The 20,236-nt window shown below is 67.9% G+C and carries 15 protein-coding genes; 9 read left to right on the top strand and 6 right to left on the bottom strand.

The annotated features are described in order from the left end of the window. Nucleotides 1-2: 2 nt before the first annotated feature. The 3 genes from cglF to HUA75_RS06695 form a co-directional block, all read right to left on the bottom strand. Complete coding sequence (cglF, locus tag HUA75_RS06705; RefSeq protein WP_141647495.1) at nucleotides 3-275, bottom strand: adventurous gliding motility protein CglF; 273 nt, start codon at nucleotides 273-275, stop codon at nucleotides 3-5. 125 nt (nucleotides 276-400) lie between these two features. Continuing rightward, nucleotides 401-1,870, bottom strand: a complete 1,470-nt coding sequence (gltE, locus tag HUA75_RS06700; RefSeq protein WP_174485827.1) for an adventurous gliding motility TPR repeat lipoprotein GltE — start codon at nucleotides 1,868-1,870, stop codon at nucleotides 401-403. After that, nucleotides 1,870-5,451, bottom strand: coding sequence for a tetratricopeptide repeat protein (locus HUA75_RS06695; protein WP_174485826.1), 3,582 nt, complete (start codon nucleotides 5,449-5,451; stop codon nucleotides 1,870-1,872). The genes gltE and HUA75_RS06695 overlap by 1 nt, the downstream gene beginning before the upstream one ends. A gap of 282 nt (nucleotides 5,452-5,733) precedes the next feature. Between HUA75_RS06695 and HUA75_RS06690 the strand changes: the two genes are divergently transcribed. The 3 genes from HUA75_RS06690 to cutA all read left to right on the top strand — a co-directional run bounded on the left by HUA75_RS06690 (nucleotide 5,734) and on the right by cutA (nucleotide 7,760). Continuing rightward, the gene (locus tag HUA75_RS06690; protein WP_174485825.1) at nucleotides 5,734-6,396 is read left to right on the top strand and encodes a hypothetical protein; all 663 of its coding nucleotides are present in this window, start codon (nucleotides 5,734-5,736) and stop codon (nucleotides 6,394-6,396) included. A 61-nt stretch (nucleotides 6,397-6,457) separates the two neighbouring features. Further along, nucleotides 6,458-7,423, top strand: coding sequence for an ATP-binding protein (locus HUA75_RS06685; RefSeq protein WP_174485824.1), 966 nt, complete (start codon nucleotides 6,458-6,460; stop codon nucleotides 7,421-7,423). Nucleotides 7,424-7,433: 10 nt separating this feature from the next. Then, nucleotides 7,434-7,760: a divalent-cation tolerance protein CutA gene (gene cutA / locus HUA75_RS06680; RefSeq protein ID WP_141647500.1), complete on the top strand. Its 327-nt coding sequence runs from the start codon at nucleotides 7,434-7,436 to the stop codon at nucleotides 7,758-7,760. 27 nt (nucleotides 7,761-7,787) lie between these two features. Here cutA and HUA75_RS06675 read toward each other — a convergent pair whose 3' ends face one another. Next, nucleotides 7,788-10,475 carry an ATP-dependent Clp protease ATP-binding subunit gene (locus HUA75_RS06675; protein ID WP_174485823.1) on the bottom strand — a complete coding sequence of 896 codons (2,688 nt, stop codon included), beginning with the start codon at nucleotides 10,473-10,475 and terminating at the stop codon, nucleotides 7,788-7,790. A 352-nt stretch (nucleotides 10,476-10,827) separates the two neighbouring features. On the opposite strand from HUA75_RS06675, the gene HUA75_RS06670 reads away from it, so the two are divergent. Beyond that, nucleotides 10,828-11,283, top strand: coding sequence for a hypothetical protein (locus tag HUA75_RS06670; protein ID WP_217445915.1), 456 nt, complete (start codon nucleotides 10,828-10,830; stop codon nucleotides 11,281-11,283). Nucleotides 11,284-11,491: 208 nt separating this feature from the next. Here the strand turns inward: HUA75_RS06670 and HUA75_RS06665 are convergent, their stop codons facing one another. Then, on the bottom strand, nucleotides 11,492-11,884 hold the full coding sequence (locus tag HUA75_RS06665; RefSeq protein ID WP_141647503.1) for a LysM peptidoglycan-binding domain-containing protein: 393 nt from the start codon (nucleotides 11,882-11,884) through the stop codon (nucleotides 11,492-11,494). A 410-nt stretch (nucleotides 11,885-12,294) separates the two neighbouring features. Here HUA75_RS06665 and HUA75_RS06660 point away from each other — a divergent pair, with 410 nt between their 5' ends. Next, the gene (locus HUA75_RS06660; RefSeq protein ID WP_174485821.1) at nucleotides 12,295-13,920 is read left to right on the top strand and encodes a nitrous oxide reductase family maturation protein NosD; all 1,626 of its coding nucleotides are present in this window, start codon (nucleotides 12,295-12,297) and stop codon (nucleotides 13,918-13,920) included. A gap of 110 nt (nucleotides 13,921-14,030) precedes the next feature. Here HUA75_RS06660 and HUA75_RS06655 read toward each other — a convergent pair whose 3' ends face one another. Next, nucleotides 14,031-15,224 carry an aspartate kinase gene (locus tag HUA75_RS06655; protein ID WP_141644826.1) on the bottom strand — a complete coding sequence of 398 codons (1,194 nt, stop codon included), beginning with the start codon at nucleotides 15,222-15,224 and terminating at the stop codon, nucleotides 14,031-14,033. 228 nt (nucleotides 15,225-15,452) lie between these two features. Between HUA75_RS06655 and HUA75_RS06650 the strand changes: the two genes are divergently transcribed. The 4 genes from HUA75_RS06650 to HUA75_RS06635 are packed head-to-tail and all read left to right on the top strand — an operon-like array spanning nucleotide 15,453 to nucleotide 20,126. Further along, complete coding sequence (locus HUA75_RS06650) at nucleotides 15,453-16,175, top strand: ABC transporter ATP-binding protein (protein ID WP_141644831.1); 723 nt, start codon at nucleotides 15,453-15,455, stop codon at nucleotides 16,173-16,175. 40 nt (nucleotides 16,176-16,215) lie between these two features. Beyond that, complete coding sequence (locus tag HUA75_RS06645) at nucleotides 16,216-17,019, top strand: ABC transporter permease (RefSeq protein WP_174463067.1); 804 nt, start codon at nucleotides 16,216-16,218, stop codon at nucleotides 17,017-17,019. Between the two features lie 36 nt (nucleotides 17,020-17,055). Further along, the gene (locus tag HUA75_RS06640) at nucleotides 17,056-18,615 is read left to right on the top strand and encodes a Gldg family protein (RefSeq protein WP_174485820.1); all 1,560 of its coding nucleotides are present in this window, start codon (nucleotides 17,056-17,058) and stop codon (nucleotides 18,613-18,615) included. Next, the gene (locus tag HUA75_RS06635; protein ID WP_174485819.1) at nucleotides 18,612-20,126 is read left to right on the top strand and encodes a DUF4340 domain-containing protein; all 1,515 of its coding nucleotides are present in this window, start codon (nucleotides 18,612-18,614) and stop codon (nucleotides 20,124-20,126) included. The genes HUA75_RS06640 and HUA75_RS06635 overlap by 4 nt, the downstream gene beginning before the upstream one ends. Nucleotides 20,127-20,236 lie beyond the last annotated feature (110 nt).

Raw genomic sequence — 20,236 nt, 5'->3', positions numbered from 1 at the left:
TGTTACAGCTCGCCCACGGACTGCATCACCTTGTCCTCGAAGTCCTCGCGGATGCGGATGAGGTTCGAGTGCTTCACCGTCTCGCGCGCCTCGATGTACTCGCCGTCCGGCTTGGTGAGGTCGCCTTCGATGGTGTCGTCCTCGAAGTCGATGTTCGTCGTCTTGGAGTAGCGCACATTACCCTCCGCGCCCCCACCTGCCGGCTTGGCCGCATCATCCTGGGCGAAGGCCGGAGCCACCGCGAGCACCGCGCACAACATCAGAGCCTTCCGCATCACTGCCTCCCACAAGGGCCCCGCCGGGCCCGTTCGACGCCGCATGTCCAGACAACGGACAGCGAAGGTTCGCATCATCCCCCCGGGGCTCGCCACAGCGAAGGCACCCGGGGACATCCCAACTTTCACAGCAGGTCGTCTTCAGGCTCACCCGGCTCGGAAGGATCCGTCGTGCCTGCATTCTTCTTGTCCTGAGCACCCGCTGCGGGGGACTGAGGAGGGGCCGCCGGCGTCTGGGGCGAAGAGCCCCCCGCTGGAGTGGCCTGGGCGGAAGTGCCCGTGCCCGTGGCCGGAGCCGCCGCGGCGCCATTGGGCGCGGGGGCCTGGGGCGCCTGCTTCTTCTCCGCCGCCTGCATCTGGGCCTGCTGCTTCTTCTGGAGGTCCTCCATCTTCTTCGCCTGCTCTTCGGCCGCGCTGGCCTCGCGCTTGGCGCTGACGATGGCCTCCGCCTCACGCAGCAGCCCGAAGACGGGGGCCTCGCCGGACAGGGCCACCTCTCCGCCCGCCGTGGCGATGTACCGTTTGTAGAGCTCCACGGCGCGCTCGGGGGCGTCCTTCACCTTGTGGAGGAGGATGGCGCGGTTGAGGTGGACGGCCGCCAGCTCCGGGTCCAGCTTCTCCGCTTCGTCATACTCCTGCATCGCCTTGTCGTACTGACCCTGGCCCTTGTAGGAGAGGCCCAGGTTCAGGTGCGCGGTGGCGTTCTTCCCGTCCGCCTGGAGGATGCGGCGCAGGTGCTCCTCGGCGCCGGGATAGTCCTCCGCGTCCAGCGAGAGCTGCGCCAGCGCGACGTGCGACGGGACATAGTCCTCGCGCGCCTCCAGCGCCTTCTTGAAGGACAGCCGAGCGTCATCGGCATCACCCTCGCGCAGTTGGATGAGGCCCACCGAGTGGTGCAGCTCCGGGTCCGCTCCGTCCAGCTTCACGCCGCGCAGCGCCACCAGCTTCGCCATCGAAAGCTGCTTGCGGTCCAGGTAGCTGCGGATCATCACCTTCAGCGCGGTGGTGGACGTCGGATCTCTCATCAGCGCGCCACGGGCCAGCTCCATCGCCTTGTCGTGGTCGTTCTGCTGCCGGTAGATCTCCGCCAGGCGCGCGCGCGACTGCGCGTCGTCCGGATAACGCTGGAGGACCTCCTGGTAGAGGGCCACCGCGCCGGCCACGTTGCCCCCGTTCTGCTCCATGACGGCCAGGTTCTCGGACGCCTGGCGCAGCGAGGGCTTCTTGGTGAGCGCCGCCTTGTAGCGGGCCTTCGCCTCCGGGATGTTGCCCTGACGCTCGGCGATGACGCCCAGGTTGTACTCGGCCTCGGCGAGGTTCGCGTCGGACTCCAGCGCCGACTTGAACTTGCGCTCCAGCGCCGGGTAGTCGAACGCCTTGGCCTTCTTCTGCGTGTCGAAGGACTTCACCGCGTCCTCGAAGCGCGCCTTGGCCGTGTTGGAGATGGGCGGAGGCGGAGCGTCCTTCGGCTGCGCCGTGGGGTTCTTCGCCACGGGCGCGGGAGAAGTGGCCTTGGACGCGGTGCAGCCGGCGGCGATGAGCGACGCGGCCGCCAGGAGGGGGAACAGGCGCATGGTACGGGTCGTCCGGTTCATTAGAGGAAGTCCTCCGGCTCCTCGTCGGCCCCAGCCGCCTTGGCGGGCTTGGTGCCGTCCGGGGTGGAGGCGGTGGCCTTCGTGTCCACCTGGGTCTCTGTCTGCGAGCGCAACTGCGCGGTGAGGTCCGTGAGGTCCTCCTGCAGCGCCTCCTTCTGGTTCTTCTGCTCCGCCACGGCCTTGGGCGCCGGCGGCGGCACGTCCTGGATGCCGGCCAGCACGTCACCACCGATGATCTGCTGGCGGCTCTTCAGCGCGACCTTCTCCTCCGGCATCTCCGGATAGCGGTCCGGCTGGTAGGTGGTGCGCAGCAGCTTCAAGCTCTCCGCGGCGCAGGCGTTGAACACGTCCAGCTCGCGGCTCTTCGCCACCGTGGCGGCGAATGCCTCCGTGGCCTTGTCCTTGAGCGGCTGGGCCTGGTTGGTGAACTCGTCGCGCAGCGCCTGCTGGGCCTCTTCGTCCAGGCCGCGCGGCATGGGCGCGTTGATGACGCTGTGGGCGAAGTGGTCATACGCCAGACCAATGCGGTTGAGCGCGCAGAGCGACGGCTCCGGAGCACCCAGGGACACCGTCTGCACGTACTTCTTCTCCACCACCTGCAGCGCGCGGCTCTTGTCCTGGATGCTGGCGCGGAAGCGGTCCGGCGACGGCGGCGCGCCCCAGTACAGCTTCAGGCGCTTGTATTCCGCCCAGTCCAGCTCCACGCCCAGGAACTGCGCCTGCGCGGCGGTGGCCAGCGCGGGCTTCTCCAGTGTGGTCTGCACGCGGCGGGGGAGCTGGTCGAAGTGCTCGCCCACGCGCTTGTACATGCGCGTCACGTCGCGCGACTTGTTCATCTTCTTGTACAGGTCGATGATCCGTCCCTCGGCGGTGAGGAACTTGCTGGCCGAGCGCATGTTGTCGCGCTCGTACTCTTCCAGCATCTTGATGGCCCGCATCGCCGCGCCGCTCTTGCCGGTCAGCTCGATGATGGACAGGCGGATGTCATCCGCGTCCTTGGCCTTCGGCCACAGCTCCAGGTAGCGCTCGCGGTTGCGCAGCGCCGCCTTCGTCTGGCCCAGGCCCTCGCGGTAGGTGGACGCGTTGAACAGTGCCACCTGCGCCTTGGCCTCGTCCCACTTCTGCGGCACCGCCGGCTTGTCGTCGCCGCCGCCCTTCCTGTTGGACTTGCTGGACTTGCTCGGGCGCGCCTTGCCGCCACCCTTCTCCGACACGCTGCGCTCGTAGCCCTTCACGTACAGCTCGTAGGTCGTCGCGGCCTGCTCGAAGTCGCCGATGGCCTCCAGCGCTTCCGCGTTGGCGTAGATGGAGTCCGGCACGTACTTGGAGCGCGGATACTGGGCGAAGAGCCGGGCCCGCACTTCAATCGTCTTATCCAGCATCTTCGCTTTGTAGTAGTCGACGGACGCGTTGTAGAGCGCCAGGTCGGCGATCTCCGTCTGCGGGAAGTCGTGCACGAAGTTGAGGTACGCCTCGGCCGCCTTGGAGAACTCCTTCTTCTCCTCCAACTGGCTGACCAGCTTGAACGACGACTGCTCAATCAGCTTGGCTAGGTCGTCGCGGAACTTGCCCGTGGCCAGCTTGTCGTTGGCGTAGAAGCGCCGCGCCCACTCGTTCACCTTCGCGAAGTCCTGGAGCAGGTTGTACGAGTCGAGGATGAGGTTGGCGCTGATCTCCGCCGCGCGGTCGCCGTTCTCGAACTTGTACTCGGGGTAGCCGAGCGCGATTTCGCTGAAGCGCAGCACCGCCTCGTCGAAGTGGTTGTGGCGGTAGTAGATGTTCGCCGCCTTGAAGGCGATCTCCACCCGCTTGTCACCCTTGGGCACGTACTTGAGGTAGCGCTCGCACGCATCCAACAGCGCCTTCTTCAGCGTGGGGATGGCGGCCTTCTTCGACAGGTCCGTGCCCACCGATTCGCTCTTCGCCTCGCCACGCGCCTCGGCGGCCTTGACGACCTCGTCGTAGGCCAGCACCGCGTTGTAGGACGCGTTCGGCAGCCACTTGCCCGGCTTGCCCGGCTTCAGCTTGCCCTTGTCGTCCTTGGCCTCCAGCACCTTGGCGTCCTGGAGCACGACGAGCGTGTAGTTGGCGGCGGCCTTCTCGTAGTTCTGCAGGTTGTCGTTGAGCAACTCCGCCCAGAAGAAGCGCAGGTCGTACGCCTTGGGGTTCTCCGGGAAGAGCGTGAGGTAGTCGCTGTAGACGGCGTCCGCGTAGCGGAACGTCTCCTCGTTGCGCGTCTTGCGGCCCTCGTTGTGCCAGGTGACGGCGAGGTTGGAGAGCGTGCGCTCGGACAGCTCCTTCGCCTCCGCGAGCAGCTTCTTGTCCTTGTCGTCCTTGATGACGCCGGAGCTTTCGACCTCCTTCATGATCTTCACGAGCCGGCGCACCTGGGCCACGGTGCGCTCCTTGTTGCCCATGCGAAGGATGCAGTCGACGATCTTCCCCTGGAAGCCGGGCGCCTCGGGCGACAGCGGCTTCTCCTTGATGAGGGAGTTGAAGGTGATGGCCGCTTCGCGGTCCTTGCCGTCGCCGTAGTACATGTTGGCGAGCTGCTTGAGCATCGTGAAGCGGTCCTCCGGATTGGAGGCCACCTTGCCGAAGTCCGCGCGCGCCTGCGCCACGTCACCCTCGTGCGCGTACGCTCGCACGTAGTCGGTCCGGGCCTCACGCACCAGCGAGCCTCGGCCGCTCTTGCCGCCGTCCTTCTCCACCGCGTTGGCGCCGGCCAGCTCGCCGTACAGCACCACCGTCTTGAACTTGTCCTTCGCCGCCGCGTAGTCACCCAGGTTGTAGTGGCACCAGCCCTGCTTGTAGAGGGCGAACGCGTACACTTGGCTCTCTGGGAACTCGGCGGCCTTCTTGTAGGCCACCAGCGCCTTCTCCAGCTCTGGGCGCTTTCCCTTGGAGTTGTTGAAGTAGTACTCGCCGAAGGCGAGGTACGCGTCCGGGATGTACTTGGACTTCGGGTGCTTCTCCACCAGGCGCTTGAAGGCGACCAGCGCCTTGCGGTCCTGGCCTTCCTCCATCAGGTACTGACCGAGGAAGAAGAGCACCTCGTCCGTGCGCTCGAACTTGGGGAACTCCTGGACAATCCGGGTGTACTGCTCGACGGCGAGCTTGCCGTACTCCTTCTGCTTCGCGACGAACTCCGCCTTCTCCGCCTTGGCCTGCTGCTGGCCCGCGGCGTCGTTGCGGTTCATCGCCTTGATGAGGTCGTCGTCCTTGCGGTTGGCCTCGAAGAAATAGAACTTCGACTCCTCCCAGTAGAACTCTCCCAGGCGGAACAGGAGGCTGGGGACCTCCTTCGGATCCGGCGACAGGGAGATGATCTTCTTCAGCGAGACGATCTGCTCGCGTCGCTTGGAGGCCACCTGCAGCTCCACGCCCAGTCGGAACTGGTCGTACTGGAGCGCGGGGGCGACTTCTTCCTTCTTCTTCTCGCGGGTGATGTCGCCAGCCAGGGACTTGTCCACCGCGGTGGCGGACTTCTGGCCCAGGTCGGCGTCACGCGGCGCTTTCTTCTCCTGAGCGGCGGAGGCCGAGGCCAGGAGGACGAGGCAGACGAGGAGCGAACGGCGCATGGTCTTCCTAAGCGGGGGGGACCGGCGTCCCCGGTTGCCTACCGAACAGGCAAGTGGCCGGGAATCTTCGGGAATTTCCATTCGGGGAGAACCACTATGCGCGGTTTCCAAGTGCAGGGTCAACCCTGACTGGCTGGCCCCTCCAGAAGTGGAAAGCAGGCCGGCAAACTTCCAGAACTGCTGTGAAAAGGATGACAACACGGTTGCCTTGTCGGACCCACCGGGTATGGGGGAGCGGACGGCCGGCTGCCCGGTCGCCCTGCCTGGAGTGGGTGTCGGATCATGAGTCTGTTGCCGGAAAGCGCCAGCTTCGAGGAGCTGGTGCAGGACTACTTCCTCGCGGTGCGTGGCGCGGGGCTGATGCTCTCGGCATTGGACACGGAGCTTCTGACATCCTGGGCGAGAGAGGGCGTTCCGTTCGAGGTGGTGGCGCGGGGCATCTCCCGCTCGGCGGAGAAGGCACTGTGGGATGCGCGCCCCGGTGAGCCCGTGCTGCGAAACCTGCGGGCGTGTCGGCGGCAGGTCGACGCGGAGATCAAGAAGTACCGTTCGCTGACGGCGGGCGCGGGTGAGACGCCGGCGCCGGAGGCCCCCTCGCGACGTCGGAAGGCGCTGTCGTGGGAGGAGACCCGACATGCGCGGCTCGTCGACGCGCTGGAGGACCTCGCGGGGCGGGAACAGGCCCTGGCGCCCCGGGTGGCGTGGCTGCGCGGCACGGTGCTGGCGAGCATTCCGGGCGAGCCCGCCGCGCTCGATGCGCAGGAAGCCCTGAGCTTCCTGGCGCTCCTGAGAGCCCTCCCCTTCCTTCAGCGACGCGAGGTGTGGCGTGACGCACTTTCGGTGGGTTCTGAACAGCAGGTGATGTCGGTGCGCGCGCGAAGGCTCTCCCGGCGCTTCCGGGTGGTGGCCGCGGTGCGACGACGACTGGGTGTGAAGGAAGTCTGAGGGGGCGACACGACTACTGCTCGCCCGTTCAGTTTGCGAGGAGGCGGGGAAGGGCTCTGCTATGGCGATGCGCGAGACGGGTGTGGGAGCGAAGGCGACTGGGGAGGGGTGCCGCGTCTGTGCCGGCCGGACGTATGTCATCGAACGGCACGGAGACCAGGCGCAGGCGCGCGTGTGCGCATGCTCGGAGAACTGCTCCATCTGCGGCGGGCGCGGCCATGTGCTGGTGGAGCGAGAGGGCGTCTTCAGCCAGAAGGTGGGGCCCAAGCGCTACGAGGTGATGGAGCCCTGCACCTGCACGCGGCGGATGCGGCGGGTGACCATCTTCAACGACGTGCGGCTGCCCGGCGTGGTGGCGCACGCGTCCTTCGACAACTACCGCGCCTTCAACGAGGCCCAGGACCGGGGCCGCGGGGTGGCGATGCACTTCGGCCACCACTACGTGAAGGGCGCCACGTCCAAGGGCTTCATCCTGAGCGGCCCGGTGGGCACCGGGAAGACGCACCTGCTCGCGGCCACGCTGGGCCACCTCGTCATCGAGATGGGCGTGCGCGCGCGCTACGTGGAGATTTCCCTCCTCTACGCCACCATCCGGCGGGGCTTCCAGGACGGCAAGAGTGGCGGAGAAATCATCGGGCCGCTGTCGGAGGTGGAGGTGCTGGCCATCGACGAGCTGGGCAAGGGACGCGGCAGCCCGTTCGAGATGGAGACGCTGGATGAGCTCATCGCCCGCCGCTACAACGCGGGCCGCACCACGCTGTTCGCGACGAACTACTCGCTGGAGCCGGAGAAGAAGCAGCGCCCCATGGGCCCCACCGGCTACCGGACGACGGAAGACGCGAAGGCGGTGGTGAAGGAAGCGGAGCTGCTGCGCGAGCGCGTGGGCGAGCGCATCTACAGCCGCCTCTGCGAGATGTGCACCTTCGTGGAGCTGCCCAAGGACACCCCTGACCGCCGACGCACGCGGCAGGAAATGGACACGCTCCACCAGCCCCCCACCGGCGGCATGCGCAGCGCCGGGCGGTGACTCGGGCGCCATGACCGACGCCATCCTGGTCCTCGTCACAGCGCCCTCCGCCGACAAGGCCGCGGAGCTGGCGCGGACCGTCGTGGAAGAACAGCTCGCCGCCTGCGGCAACATCCTCCCCGGCCTTCGCTCCATCTATCGCTGGGAGGGCAAGGTGCAGGACGACGCGGAGGCGCTCATCCTCTTCAAGACGAGAGCCGCGCTCTTCGACACCCTGCGCGCCCGCATCATCGCGCTGCACCCCTACCAGGTGCCCGAGGTGCTCCGCGTCGACATCGCCGACGGCCACGCGCCCTATCTCGCGTGGATTCTCGACAACACCCGCGCCTCTCCCTGAGCGGCACCACCGCGCGCGTCGAGGCACTCACGTGGCGGGTGGAACAGGAGCCTCGGGGGGCTTCGGCTCCACCTCCGCGGGCGCTCCCGGTTCCGCCTTGAAGACGAAGTGTCCATCCTGGAAGTCGACCCGGATGCGCTGGCCCTCGCTCAGCTCACCGCGCAGCATCATCCGGCTGAGCTCCGTCTCCAGCTCGCGCTGGATGACGCGGCGAAGGGGGCGTGCGCCATAGCGGGGCTCGAACCCCCTCTCGGCCAGCGAGTCGCGCGCCGCGTCCGTCAACTCCAGGCCCACGTTCTGCCCGTGCAGCTTGCGGCGCGTGGCCTCCAGCATCGTGTCGACGATGCGTCGGAGCTGCTCCGGGTTGAGCGGATGGAAGACGATGATTTCGTCGATGCGGTTGATGAACTCCGGCCGGAAGTGCCCGCGCAGCGCGTTCATCACCGCCTCGCTGGCCCGCTCCCTGACCGTCCGCTCCTCGTCCCCCGAGCTCTGGAAGCCGAGCGCCGCCCTCGCGGCCCCCATCGCCTCCGAGCCCAGGTTGGACGTCATGATGATGACCACGTTCTTGAAGTCCACGGTGCGGCCGCGTGAGTCCGTGAGCCGCCCGTCGTCGAGAATCTGCAGCAACAGGTTGAACACGTCCGGGTGCGCCTTCTCCACCTCGTCGAAGAGCAACACCGAGTACGGCCTGCGACGCACGGCTTCCGTGAGTCGCCCCGCATCCTCGTAGCCCACGTAACCCGGGGGCGCGCCGATGAGCCGGCTCGCCGTGTGGCGCTCCTGGAACTCGGACATGTCCAGGCGAATCATCGCGGCCTCGTCGTTGAACAGATACTCGGCCAGCGCGCGCGCCGTCTCCGTCTTGCCCACGCCCGTGGGCCCCAGGAACAGGAACGAGCCGATGGGACGATTCGGATCCTTCAAGCCCGCGCGAGCCCGGCGCACCGCCTCGGAGATGGCGCGCAGCGCGTCCTCCTGTCCCACCACGCGCTGCTTCAGCGCCTCCTCCATCTCCAGCAGTCGCTGTCCCTCTTCCTGTTGCAGCTTGCGCGCGGGGATGCCCGTCCACTCGCTCACCACCGTGGCGATGTCCTCCGGCGTCACGGCGGGTTCGGTGACACCTCGCTTGAGCTGCCACTGCGTGCGCAGGCCTTCCAGCTCCGTGCGCAGCGTGTCGAGTTCGCCCTTGAGTCGGCTCGCCTCTTCGTAGCGCTCCCCCGCCACCGCCGCGCTCTTGTCCTTCTCCTTCTGCGCGAGCATCGCCTCCACCTCACCCAGCCGGTCCGGCGCGGTGCGCGCGCCCAGCCGCACCATGGCCGAGGCCTCGTCGAGCAGGTCGATGGCCTTGTCCGGCAGGAACCGGTCATTGACGTACTTGTCCGACAGCTCGACGGACGCGGTGAGCGACGTGTCGAGAATCTTCACGCGGTGATGCGCCTCGTACGCATCGCGCAGTCCTCGCAGGATTTCGATGGCCTGCTCCGGCGTGGGCTCGGCCACCATGACGGGTTGGAAGCGGCGCTCCAGGGCGGCGTCCTTCTCGATGTTCTTCCGATACTCGTCCAGCGTCGTGGCCCCCAGGCACTGCAGCTCTCCGCGAGCCAGCGCCGGCTTGAGCAGGTTGGACGCATCCACCGCGCCCTCGGCACCACCGGCGCCCACCACCGTATGCACCTCGTCGATGAAGAGGATGATCTGCCCCTTGAGGGCGCGAATCTCATCCATCAGTCCCTTGAAGCGCTCCTCGAACTCGCCTCGGAACTTCGTGCCGCCCAGGACACTCCCCAGGTCCAGCGACAGCACGCGCTTGTCCTTGAGAACCTCGGGGACCTCTCCCGCGACGATGCGCTGGGCCAGTCCCTCCGCGATGGCCGTCTTGCCCACGCCCGGTTCACCGATGAGCACCGGATTGTTCTTCGTCTTGCGACTCAGGATGCGAATGACGCGACTGATTTCCTTTTCGCGTCCGATGACCGGGTCCAACTCTCCCGCGCGCGCCAGCACCGACAAGTCCCTGGTGAAGCGTGTCAGGTTTGGCGGAAGCCCTCCGCTTCCCTGCCGCCCACCGACTCCCGCCGAGGGCGCCGCGGGGCCGCCCACCGAGGCGACCAGGCGCTTGCGCAGCTCATTGACGTCGACGCCCGAGAGGAACTGCGCCGCGTAGCTCTCCGCCTCCATGAGGATGCCGAGCAGCAGGTGCTCCGGTCCAATGAAGCTGTGCCCCATCTGGAGCGCCTGGAGGCGGGCAATCTGGAGCACACGCTTGACGCCCGAGGACAGCGTCACACCCTGGGCCTTGCGCGGCTCGCGGCGGGGCATCACCGCGTCCAGGCGCGCCTCGAACTCGTCCACGGGCGCGCCTGCGTGCTTCAGCGACTCGCGCAGCTCCGGAACGGAGTGGAGCAAGGACAGCAACAGGTGCTCGATGCGCATCCGCTCGTAGCCCGAGTCGAGCGTCATCCGCGCCGAGCGCTCCAGCACCTGCTGCGCCATCTCCGACAGCTGCGTCAGCAGATTCTCCCGGCCCCGAGGGCGAGGGCCCATCATCTGCTCGACGAGGCTCTCCAGGCTGCCGAACCCCTTGGCGTCCCCCAACCCCACGCCCATCGCGCTCGCGCAGTGGTTGCAGAAGTTGAGGATGGCTTCCTGCCCGTTCATCCGCTTCTTGAGCATGACCGCGGCTGGACGGGTCCGGCAGTTCTGACACAGCATGGTCGACGACCTCCGCGCTCCACTCCCGGGCAAGCTAGGAATGGCGCGGGCCGAGGACCACGGAAGGCCGCCTCACGAAGGGCGGGCATCCTGACGAGGCCTCATCCTCTCTCTCGTGGAGAGGCGCTCTCACGACTCCACCGCCCCACCCCCAGGATGGAGGAAGGCGTTGGCTCGCGACGTTGCGCCGCATGCGCTTCGGACGAAGCCTGTGACGAGAGTCCTCAGGAGTCCGAGTGATGTCCCAAGACCGACTTCCCCACGGTGGGTAAATGCGCCTCTTCCCCGGCCCCCTCTTCCCGAGGGAACATGTCTGGCAGCCGGCTAAATCTCGCCAAGGCCCCTGACGCCCATGCCCCTTCCGTCTCCGTTCCATTCGCGCCGAGTGCTCTCCACGCTCCTGGCGGCGTCGCTCCTGGGCGCGTGTGCCACCGCGCCTCGCGCCGTGAAGGACGAGGGCACCGAGCGCATCGAGAACATCATCGGCCGACCGGACCGCGAGGAGCCCATTCCCGAGGGCATCTCCTTCGTTCCGGACACGAGTCCATTGCCGGAGGACGCTCTCGCCGCGCTCGACGAGCCAGCGGTGACCGCCGAGGAGCCACCACCGCCACGAAACACGGTGGAGACCTATCTCGAGCAGCCCTCGTCGCCGTACTCCACGATGCAACTGCTCGGACTGTGCACACTGCCCCGGCACGGTGCCTTCCACGCGCCCCATCCGCCCGCGTGCACACTGGCGCCGGGCAGCATCCGGTTCCACATCGGCCCCAGGCCCGGGGGCAGTATCCCGGGACTGCTTCCCTGAGCAGGACTCGCACGCCCCTCTTCGAAGAACCGGAGAGCAGCGGGCCGCGACTCACGAGCCAGCGCACCTCGCGCCAGAGGTCGCCCGCACGGAGGTATACGAAGCCCCGCGCCTCCTCCACGGGCTCACCTCGACACGACGAACCGCTCACGCGCGAGCACCCCGTGCATCGAAGGAGCCCTGAGGCTCCCCCGACACGACGGAGCGCTCAAGCCTGGGCGATGGACTTGGGCGGCAGCTTGAGCACCTGGCCCACCTTGATGTGGTCCGGGTCCTTGAGCTGGTCCTTGTTGGCCTCGAAAATCTTCGGGTACAGCTTCACGTCGCCGTAGATGTCCTTGGCCAGCTTGCCCAGCGTGTCGCCGGACTTCACCGTGTAGACGCCGTACGGCTCCGCGTGCGTCACGGTGAGGTTCACCATGACTTCCTGCTGCCACTGCGTGTGCTTCGCCTTGATCTGGTCCCAGATGCGGTCGCGGTCCCACGCGTAGTCCACCGAGCCCTTGAGGATGAGCTTTCCATTCTCCTCGCGGGACTCGACCTTCGCGCCAATCGTCTTCGCCACGTCGAGCACGTCCTTGTAGTCGTTCTGCAGGGCCATGGGCGTTCCTCCAGTCGTCGGGTCAGGTCGCACGATGTCCACGTGACTGCCGCCGTGCGAGGGAGCGCACTGTAGGCACGCGGGCCTCGGCTCCCGTCTTGCCCTCCAGGCCCTCACCACTGCGTGGCAGCTGACACTCTCGCGAGGACGCCGGCTCCGTCGCTCCACGACAGTCCCCACGAGCACCCGCGCTTCGGCAGGAGAGCAGCCGGCGGTCCCTTTCCATTTCGCATCGGGTTCGTGGTAGCGAATGAGCACCGAGCCACGGCGCTCCTTCACCAGTGCATCACGCGCGGGAAGGATGACAGGCCGCCTGCTTCACGAGGGGCCGTACGGCACAGGCCAGCAGAATACCGCTCGCCCTCCCGAACGTTCCTTGGCTCGCTCAACCCCCAGAGGAGTCGACCCCCATGTCCACGCTGCGCAGCCTGTGCCTCATCGGAGCTTTCTCCGTGGGAGCCCTCGCCTGTAACGGAAACAAGGAGCCCCCCTCCCCCTCGGGCACCATTTCCCTCCCCACCCGTCCCACGCCTCCCCCGACCCAGCCCTCTCCCGAGCCGACGACGCCTCCCGTGACGCAGGTGCCCACGCCGTCCCCGGAGCCCACCACACCTTCGCCCGTTCCCACGCCCGAGGAGCCAGCCCCACCTCGGTACTCGCGCGAGTGGTACGTCAGCCCGTCCGGCAACGACACCGCCGCCGGCTCGCAAGCCAGTCCGCTGCGCACCATCGCCAAGGCGCTCACCCTGGTGGGCCCCGGTGAAATCATCCGCGTCCAGCAGGGCACCTATGCGGAGAAGCTGGTGCTCGACTCCAACGTCCGCGCCGGCACCACCAGCGCGCCCATCACCCTGCTCGGCGAGGGCAAGCCCAAGCTCGTTCCCACTTCCAGCGGCTGGTACATGGTCCTGGTGCAGCGCCCGAACTGGCGCATCGAGGGCTTCGAGTTCGACGTGAAGAGCCAGCGGCAGATCGCCGTCACCTTCGCCGGAGACACCCAGGGCACGGTGCTCGCGAACAACGACCTGCACCACGGCGCCTTCGGCAGCGGCATCAGCACGGACGCCAGCGCGCGCGGCGTCACCATCGAGAACAACCACATCCATCACTTCGCTCGAGGGTCCGACGACTCGCACGGCGTCGTCATCGCCCCCACGTCGAAGGACATCACCGTGCGCGGCAACGACATCCACGACAACTCGGGCGACTCCGTGCAGTGCCTCGGGCCCGAGGGCTTCAGCAACGACGCGCCCGCCAGCGGCGTCCTCATCGAAGCCAATCACATGTACGACAACCGTGAGAACGCCGTGGACATCAAGACGTGCCACGATGTCACCGTGCGCGGCAACCGCATGCACGGCTTCACCAAGTCCTCGACGTCACGAGGTGAGGCGGTGGTGGTGCACTACTCCGCGAAGAACGTCGTCCTGGAGGACAACGACATCTCGGACGCCGCGCTGGGCATCGCCGTGGGCGGCAACCGAGTGGGCGCCCCTCCGACCAACATCTCCGTGCGACGCAACCGCGTCCACTCGCTGAAGATGCCCGAGGGCTCCGCCATCCGCATCGAGAACGGCGTCGACGTGCGCGTGCTGCACAACACCGTCACCGGGACGAAGGGCTTCGCGCTGGTGCTCGGACATGGCACCGGCGGCGACTCCACCAACGTGGCGGTGCGAAACAACCTCTTCGCCACGCGCAACGCCGTCAACCTGGGGCCCTACACCTCCGGGCTGGACCTGGCCGCCAACGTGTACCTGCAGGGCGCGCACTTCACGAAGGGCAACTTCTTCATCCCCGAGGACTCCTGGGTGGGTGAGCTGCTGGCCGCGTGGAAGCAGCAAGGCCAGGACGTGAGCTCCGCCGAGTCCGCCAACGCGCTGGTGGACACGAACACCTTCATGCCCGGCACGGGTGCGGTCGACCGGGGCATGGACCTGGGCCTGCCCTTCTGCGGCTCGGCGCCCGACGTCGGCGCGGTGGAGTCCGACTGCCCCTCGGATGCCCAGGCCGCCTCCGCGGCGCTCACCGAATAGCGGGGTTGAGAGAGGACCTCCCGGCTGGATACGGGGAGGTCCTCTCCCGTGCGCCCCTCGGTCCACGCGAGGCGACAGCTTGCTGTCGATGGACCGCGACTCGTTGGTCGTCACGCGCCGAGCAGCTCCCGGTGCAGCCTCGCCGTCAGCGGCTTGAGGTGGGGCTTGTCCACGAGCAGCGTGAGCTGGAGCGGTGACGTGTGGGCCGCATGCACCTTCGCGCCGAGTTCCTCCGCCGCCGCCAGGGACTGCCGCAGCGGCGCCCAGTCCGCGTTGAGCCCCACGCCCACGCAGGTGACCGTGCCCAGCTCCTCGCGCCATGACACCGCTCCGTCGAAGCGCGTGGCCAGCTCCTTGCGCAGCGCCTCCGGCCCGTGGATGTCCGCCAGCGGGACCAGAAGGTACGCGTGGGCCGTGCCCCCCGGCAGCCCGTCGAAGCCCAGGGAGCGGCCTCGCACGCCTCGAGCGTCGAGGAACTCCAACAGCTCCGGCAGCGGCACCTGCTCGCCCACCGCCAGCACCGCCAGCTCCGAGTCCGCCGTCACGCCCTTCACCCGACTGTCCGAGGGCGCCGTCAGCTCGCGCACCACCGTGCCGTTGCCCGGGGCATGCGCCGTCCGCGCGAGGATGGCGATGCCGCGCGACTTCGCCCACTCCACCGCCTGGGCGTTGAGCACCTTGGCGCCCGCGCTCGCCAGCTCCTGCATCTCGTCGTAGCTGAGCGACTCCAGCTTGCGCGCATCCGGCACCACGCGCGGGTCCGCGCTGAAGATGCCATCCACGTCGGAGTAGATTTCACACGCCTCCGCCTCCAGCGCCGCGGCCAGCGCCACGGCCGTCGTGTCCGAGCCTCCGCGCCCCAGCGTCGTCACTTCCTTCTTGTAGGAGACGCCCTGGTAGCCGGCGACGATGACGACCTTGCCGCGCGCCAGCTCGTCGTGGATGCGATAGGGCCGCACCTCGACGATGCGCGCCTGTGCGTGTGCGTCGTTGGTGATGATGCCGCTCTGGCTGCCCGTGAAGCTGATGGCCGGCACCTCCATCTCCTGGAGCGCCATGGAGAGCAGCGCCATGGAGATGCGCTCGCCGCACGTCAACAACATGTCCAGCTCGCGCCGCGCGGGGTCCGGGGACACCTGCTTGGCCAGGGCGAGCAGCTCGTCCGTGGTGTCGCCCATGGCACTCACCACCACCACCACCTGGTACCCGGCGTCGCGCTTGTCCTTCACCCTGCGCGCCACCTTGCGAATCTTCTCCACGTCGGCCACCGACGAGCCGCCGTACTTCTGGACCACGATAGGCATGAGCGTCTCACTACCCCTGTTGGGCGTGTCCGGGGAACCACACCGAAGCGCAGTCTTGCAGGAGCCCGGCCAGCGCGGTGAAGCACCCGAGCCGGGAGCCGGGCGTCGCCTTGACACCCCAAGGTCGGCCCCTATAGTCGGCGACGGTCTGCCCGGGCCGTCCGAGAAACACCTCCACGGCCGGCGGCCCAGGGTCGAGCGCGTCTCTCCTGGAGCCTGCCCATGGCGATGATCGAGGTACAGCACCTCACCAAGCGGTATCGCGACCGCGTGGCCATCGACGACCTCACCTTCAGCGTCGAAGAGGGCGAAATCCTCGGCTTCCTCGGGCCCAACGGCGCGGGCAAGTCCACCACGATGAAGATTCTCACCGGCTTCCTCCCGCCTTCGGAGGGAGTCGCCCGCGTGGGAGGCTTCGACGTCTTCACCCACCCGCTGGAGGTGAAGCGCCGCATCGGCTACCTGCCGGAGGCGCCGCCCCTCTATCCGGACATGACGGTGCACGGGTACCTGAAGTTCGTCGCGGCCCTCAAGCGCCTGCCCGCCCGGGAACTCAAGGGCGAAGTCGAGCGGGTGGCCGGCCTCACCGGCGTCACGCACGTGCTCGGCCGCCTCATCCAGAACCTGTCCAAGGGCTACAAGCAGCGCGTCGGCATCGCGCAGGCGCTGCTCGGCTCGCCCCAGGTCCTCATCCTCGACGAGCCGACGGAAGGCCTGGACCCCGCGCAGCGCGCGGAGGTGCGCGCGCTCATCAAGAGCCTCGCGGGCAAGCACACCGTCATCCTCTCCACGCACATCCTCCCGGAAGTGACGATGACGTGCGAGAAGGTCCTCATCCTCAACCAAGGGCGCATCGTCGCCTACGACGACCTCCGCAAGCTGGCCGGCTCCCAGGGCACCTCGGAGAGCGCGTCGCTGGAAGAGGTCTTCATCAAGCTGACCGCCGCCTGAGCGCGACGCCCGTCCCCTCCTTCAAGGAACCCCTCGGTCCATGCGCATCGCCCTGGCCATCGCTCGCAAGGAGCTGTCCCTCTTCTTCACCACCCCGTGGGCCTATGGCGTCTTCACGGCGATGGTGGCGCTCTCGTCCTTCTTCTTCGTGAACCTGCTCGCGACGTTCCAGCAGGTGCAGGAGCAGGCACGGGAAGTCACGTGGGCGATGATGCCTCCGGACATGACCGCCTACCGCAACCTCACCGACGGGGTGATGGTGCAGCTGTGGGGCATGGTCATCATCATCACCCTCTTCATCGCGCCCTTCCTCTCCATGCGGCTGTTCGCGGAGGAGAAGCGCAACAAGACGTTCGAGCTGCTGATGACCGCGCCAGTGCGCCCCATCGAAATCGTCCTGGGCAAGTACCTGGGCGGACTGGGCATCATCTCCGCGACGCTGGGCCTCACGCTCATCTTCCCGCTGGTGCTCTCCGCGTTCGGCCACGCGGAGTCCGGCACCGCGCTGGAGTGGCCCACCGTGCTCCTGGGCTACGGCGGCATCCTGCTGTGGGGCGCCACGTGCATGGCGGTGGGCATGTTCATCTCCGCGCTCACGGAGAGCCAGATGCTGGCGGCCTTCCTCACCTTCGCGGTGCTGCTGCCGTGGATGCTGCTGTCCGGCGTGGCGCAGGCCACGGAGGAGCCGCTGCGCTCGGTGCTGACGTACCTGTCCTTCGACGCGCAGTTGCAGAACATGCTCAAGGGCATCCTCGACGTGCAGACGCTCGTGTTCTTCGCATCCGTCATCGTCTTCTCGCTGCTGCTCACCCACCGCACCGTGGAAGCGCGGCGCTGGGCCTGACATGGCCCGCGCTCACGCGAAAGGGAATCCCCGCACATGAATGCGACCCTCCTCGGTCGATACCTGGGCGCCTTCGGGCTCCTGCTGCTGCTGTCGAGCCCCTTCACCCTCTTCGTCACCTCCGGCAACCCCATTGCCGCGGGCGTGAAGGCGGCGGTGGGCCTCGCGCTGCTCGGCGTGTACCTGGCGACGAACCTGAAGCACTTCGGCAAGCTCGCCTCGCACCGCTCCAGCCTCTTCTTCCTGCGCTCGGGACTCACCGTGGTCGCCACCCTGCTCGCGCTGGTGGCGCTCAACTACGTCGCCTTCCAGAAGAGTCCTCGCTGGGATTTGACGAAGGGACGCATCCACACGCTGGCGCCGCAGACGCTCGCCACGCTGGAGGCCCTGCCGGAGAAGGTCCTCGCCATTGGCTTCGTGCCTCCGACGCACGAGTCCTACGGCCTGCTGGACACGCTGTTCCAGCGCTACCGCGCGCAGGCGCCGGAGCGCTTCGAGTACACGTTCAAGGACGCGCGCCGCAGCCCGGACCTGGCCGCGAAGTACCAGCTCAAGGAGGGTCAGGCGAGCGTGGTGTTGGTGCGTGGCGAGGCGCACACGACGCTGCAGGCCGTCTCCGAGCAGGACCTGACCAACGCGCTCATCAAGCTGAACGCGGTGGGCACGCAGCGGGTGTACTTCGTCACCGGCCACGGTGAGTGGCCGCTGGCCAAGGACGAAGCGGCCCCGAATGACCCGGGCGCCACCATGTCCGAGCTGCGCAGGCAGCTACTTCAGGAGGGCTACGGCGCGGAGGCCATGTACCTGGCGGGCGCGACGGACGTGCCACGGGATGCCTCGCTGGTCATCATCGCGGGTGCTCGCGCGCGCTTCACGACGCCGGAGGTGGAGGTGCTGAGCAAGTATCTCGCGGGCGGCGGCAGGCTGCTCTACTTCACGGACGCGGGGTTGGAGGACGGTCTGGGCGGGTTGCTGGCCGAGTACGGCATCCAGCTCGACGAGGGCATCGCCGCTGACGCGCAGTTCAACAGCGGCAATCCCTACGTGGTGCTCTCCCGGTTCTACAGCAACCACGCGATGGTGCTCCCGCTGCGGCAGCGCGGGCTGAACGTGGAGCTGCCCACGCCGCGCAGCCTCACGCTGCTGCGCGAGGGCCTCGCGGAAGGCGTGCGCGTGGAGCCCGTGGTGCACACCTCTCAGTACGGCTGGGTGGAGACGAGGCCGGAAGAGAACGCGGTCCCCTCCGATGGCGAGAAGACGGGCCAGCTCACGCTCGTGGCCGCCATCGTCCGCGACACGAAGAACGCCGCCAACAAGCGCTTCGACGAGGCGCGACTCGTGGTGATGGGTGACGCGGAGCTGCTGTTGGATCCGAACTGGGGCCATGAGCCCAACCGCAACCTCGTGATGAACGCGCTGGGCTGGGCCTCCAATCAGGTGACCAAGGTCACCCTGCGCCCCCCGGACCGCGAGGTGTCGACGCTGGAGCTGGACGCGGACGACATGGACCACATCCGCTTCATCTCCACCGACCTGCTCCCCCTCACCATGATGGGCCTGGGACTGGCCATCTGGCTGACCCGGCGGAACAAGTGAGCGCCACGGGCAAGGGACTCGTGACGGTGGCGGTCCTCGCGCTGGGCGCGGGGGGACTGACCTTGTCCGCGTGCTCCGACGGCACCTCGCGCCGAGGCTCCGAGACCCCCGCGGTGTCAGAGAAACTGTTCGCCCCGCCGTCCAGCGCGACACAGGGGGCGAAGGCCGCCGCGCCCGTGTTCACTCGCATCACCGTGCGGGCCCAGGGCGACACCACGGAGCTGGCGCGCGAGCCGGATGGCGCGTGGCAACTCGTCGCTCCCGTGAAGGCACGCGCGGAGGCCGCCGCGGTGGAGGCCCTGCTGGAGACGTTGGGGAGCACCGCGTCGAGCCCCCTGGTGAACGACGCGCCCACCGACGCCGACCTGGAGAAGTACGGCCTCAAGTCGCCCGTCTTCAGCGTGACGGCGCACGCCTTCCTGCCGGACGCGAGCGGCGGAGGTGAAGACGTCCCGAGCCGCCAGCACACGGTGACGCTGCACGGCGGCGTCGAGAACACCTTCGACGGGTCCGTGTACGTGCGTCGTGACGGGGACTCGAAGGTCTACGCGGCCCAGGGTTCGGTGCGGTGGAGCCTGGACAAGGACACCTTCGCGCTGCGCTCGAAGGAGCTGCTCGGCGGACTGGAGGCGACTTCGCTCGCGTCCATCGAGGTGCGGGCCCAGGAGCGAAGCTACGTGCTGCAGCACGAGACGGGCACGACGAAGTGGCGCCTGACGAAACCCGTGGCCGAGCGCGCGGACGAGGCTCGGGTGGCGACATTGTTGAAAAACTTGAAGGAGCACCGGGCGCTCGCCTTCCCCCCGGACTCCGCGCAGACGCGAAAGAAGCTGGGACTGGAGTCGCCGCTCGTCGATGCGCGCTTCACTCCGCTCTCGGGCGAGCCCGTGCGCATCCGACTCGCCCAGGTGATGGAGGACGGCACTCCGCGCATCCACGCGCTGCGGGAGCAGGGCCCAGACGCGGTGCTGGGCGAGGTGTCGGACGGCGTGCTCACGGTGCTCGACGTGGACGTCCACGAACTGAAGGACAAGCACGTGCTGAGCTTCCGGCGCGAGGACGTGCGACGCGTGGTGTTCCACCCTGGCGGAGGCGCGGCCCCCATCATCCTGGTCAACGCCTCGGAGACGGATGGCGGCACGGAGTCGTGGCGGGTGGAGTCACCGAAGCAAGGCAAGGCCCAGCACTTCCGCGTCGTCTCCCTGCTGCGCGCACTGGGCGCACTGAAGGCCACGAGCTTCGGAGACGCAAAGCCACGAAGCTGGGCGAAGTACGGCATCGACGAGTCCTCGCGCGGCGCGGTGCTGCGGGGCGCGGATGGACGCGAGCTGGCGCGACTGTGGCTTGGCGGTGACGTGCCCGACTCGTCGGGCTTGAGCTACGTGCGGGGTTCGGGGCCCGAGGTGATGGAGGTCTCCATCGAAGGACTCGTGCTGCCGGTGCGGGCTGAAGACCTGATGGAAGGCGCCCCCGCACCGGAGCCCACGGAAGCACGCGGTCCGGGAGGATGAGCCCGCTCCTGCTGTGACAATCCACGACCCTCCGTAGGTGACGCGACGCGGTGCCGCGTTTGACGCGCCACCCGTGCGCATTCGCGTGGGCCCTCCCTCTGGAGATTGTG

Origin of the sequence: Myxococcus sp. CA040A (assembly GCF_013336725.1) — a bacterium.
Lineage (GTDB): Bacteria > Myxococcota > Myxococcia > Myxococcales > Myxococcaceae > Myxococcus > Myxococcus llanfairpwllgwyngyllgogerychwyrndrobwllllantysiliogogogochensis.
Note: the sequence above shows the minus strand (reverse complement) of the source record. Positions and strands in the feature narration are given on the sequence as shown.

Coding starts and splice junctions, on each gene's coding strand:
- cglF (WP_141647495.1), bottom strand. CDS start 275: ATGCGGAAGGCTCTGATGTTGTGCGCGGTGCTCGCGGTGGCTCCGGCC.
- gltE (WP_174485827.1), bottom strand. CDS start 1,870: ATGAACCGGACGACCCGTACCATGCGCCTGTTCCCCCTCCTGGCGGCC.
- HUA75_RS06695 (WP_174485826.1), bottom strand. CDS start 5,451: ATGCGCCGTTCGCTCCTCGTCTGCCTCGTCCTCCTGGCCTCGGCCTCC.
- HUA75_RS06690 (WP_174485825.1), top strand. CDS start 5,734: ATGAGTCTGTTGCCGGAAAGCGCCAGCTTCGAGGAGCTGGTGCAGGAC.
- HUA75_RS06685 (WP_174485824.1), top strand. CDS start 6,458: ATGGCGATGCGCGAGACGGGTGTGGGAGCGAAGGCGACTGGGGAGGGG.
- cutA (WP_141647500.1), top strand. CDS start 7,434: ATGACCGACGCCATCCTGGTCCTCGTCACAGCGCCCTCCGCCGACAAG.
- HUA75_RS06675 (WP_174485823.1), bottom strand. CDS start 10,475: ATGCTGTGTCAGAACTGCCGGACCCGTCCAGCCGCGGTCATGCTCAAG.
- HUA75_RS06670 (WP_217445915.1), top strand. CDS start 10,828: ATGCCCCTTCCGTCTCCGTTCCATTCGCGCCGAGTGCTCTCCACGCTC.
- HUA75_RS06665 (WP_141647503.1), bottom strand. CDS start 11,884: ATGGCCCTGCAGAACGACTACAAGGACGTGCTCGACGTGGCGAAGACG.
- HUA75_RS06660 (WP_174485821.1), top strand. CDS start 12,295: ATGTCCACGCTGCGCAGCCTGTGCCTCATCGGAGCTTTCTCCGTGGGA.
- HUA75_RS06655 (WP_141644826.1), bottom strand. CDS start 15,224: ATGCCTATCGTGGTCCAGAAGTACGGCGGCTCGTCGGTGGCCGACGTG.
- HUA75_RS06650 (WP_141644831.1), top strand. CDS start 15,453: ATGATCGAGGTACAGCACCTCACCAAGCGGTATCGCGACCGCGTGGCC.
- HUA75_RS06645 (WP_174463067.1), top strand. CDS start 16,216: ATGCGCATCGCCCTGGCCATCGCTCGCAAGGAGCTGTCCCTCTTCTTC.
- HUA75_RS06640 (WP_174485820.1), top strand. CDS start 17,056: ATGAATGCGACCCTCCTCGGTCGATACCTGGGCGCCTTCGGGCTCCTG.